At 70.8% G+C, this 1,585-nt stretch carries 3 protein-coding genes; 2 read left to right on the forward strand and 1 reads right to left on the reverse strand.

The features are described 5' to 3' along the window. A partial coding sequence (locus P409_RS38475) for a LysR family transcriptional regulator (RefSeq protein ID WP_034849068.1) occupies nt 1-502 on the reverse strand: 502 nt, incomplete at its 3' end. Nucleotides 503-618: 116 nt separating this feature from the next. Between P409_RS38475 and P409_RS33870 the strand changes: the two genes are divergently transcribed. Continuing rightward, nucleotides 619-1,251 (forward strand): glutathione S-transferase family protein, encoded by a 633-nt coding sequence (locus P409_RS33870; protein WP_034849063.1) that lies wholly within the window; start codon nt 619-621, stop codon nt 1,249-1,251. A gap of 28 nt (nt 1,252-1,279) precedes the next feature. Continuing rightward, nucleotides 1,280-1,585: DMT family transporter (locus tag P409_RS33875; protein WP_034849066.1), on the forward strand; the 306-nt coding region annotated here is incomplete at its 3' end.

Consider the following 1,585-nt stretch of genomic DNA (forward strand, 5'->3'; position numbering starts at 1 on the left):
CGGCGAAGGCGATGCCGGCGACGCGGCGGCCGACCAGGGTCTCCGGCGGGTCCAGCACCGGCCGGATAGCGACGTCGGCGTCGCGCCGGGTCAGGTTCGCCATCAGGTTGGCGGTCGTCACCTCCAGCATGATGCCGGGATGCAACTCGCGGAACTGGGCCAGCAGCGCCGGCAGCACCGAGGCGGTCAGCGTGTCCGCCGTCGCCACCCGCAGCGTGCCTTCGAGGCGCAGATCCTGGCCGGCCAGGCGGCGCTCGAGCCCCTCGACTGTGGCCGCCATGAAGCGGGCGGCCGCCGCTAGCTCCTCCCCGCCCGCGGTCAGGGCATAGCCGCCGGGCAGCCGGTCGAACAGCCTGAGGCCCAGCCGCCGCTCGAAGCCGCCGATCCGGCGCAGCACCGTGGTGTGGTTGACGCCCAGCCGCCGGGCGGCGCCCGCCAGCGACCCGGCTTCGGCCACCGCCAGCACGGTGTGCAGGTCCTCCCAATCCAGCCGGCTGTCCATGGTTGGCCTGTGCATAGATGCAGATGATTGCTGCAGTATCACAGATCGAACTGCGTCTGTGCACTCGTCATCTTCTCTCCAGCGGCGGGGCTGGCCCGCCTTACGGAGAGACAGAGATGACCCCGATCCAGCTCTACACCTACCAGACGCCGAACGGGCACAAGGCCTCGATCATGCTCGAGGAGACCGGCCTGCCCTATGAGGTGCATGTCGTCGACATCGAGGCGGGCGAGCAGCGCCAGCCGGCCTTCCTGGCGCTGAACCCGAACAACAAGATCCCGGTGATCACCGACCCGGACCGCGGCCGCACCGTGTTCGAGAGCGGCGCGATCCTGACCTATCTCGCCGAGCGATCCGGCAAGCTGCTGCCGGCCGATGCCGGGGAGCGGACCACGGCGCTGCAATGGATCCTGTTCCAGGCCGCCCATCTGGGGCCGACGCTGGGCCAGCTCTGGAACTACAAGATCTTCGCGTCCGAGAAGATCCCTTACGTCATCGGCCGCTTCGAGGCCGAGGCGGCGCGGGTGTACCGGGTGCTGGACGGCACGCTGGGCCGGCGCAGCCACCTGGCGGGCGAGGCCTACGGCGTCGCCGACATCATGAGCTGGCCGTGGATCCATGCCGGGCTGACCAAGATCGGCGTCGGCCTCGACGACAGCCCGAACCTGCGCCGCTGGTACGAGGCCATCGCCGCCCGGCCCGCCGTGCAGCGCGGCTTGCGCGTCCCGGCCCTGGCCGACCACCACTGACCTCCCGACTTCCGACCGAGACACTGCCATGGAAACCCTGTTCATCCCTATCTCGCTGCTGGCCGGCGGCCTGCTCGCGGTCCAGGCCGGCGCCAACGCCCAGCTGGCCAAGGCCACCGGCAGCCCCTTCGCCGCCACGACGCTGCAGCTCTCGGTCGGCACCGCGATCCTGCTGGCCGCGGCGCTGCTGACCGGCACGATCTCGGCCCTGTCCGCTTTGCCGGGCGTGGTCTGGTGGCACGCCGTCGGCGGCACCGCCAGCGCGGTCTATGTGGTCTCGACCATCCTGCTGTTCCCGCGGCTCGGCGCGGTGGTCAGCGTCGGCCTGTTCATC

The organism is Inquilinus limosus MP06, from assembly GCF_000767795.1.
Taxonomy (GTDB): domain Bacteria; phylum Pseudomonadota; class Alphaproteobacteria; order DSM-16000; family Inquilinaceae; genus Inquilinus; species Inquilinus limosus_E.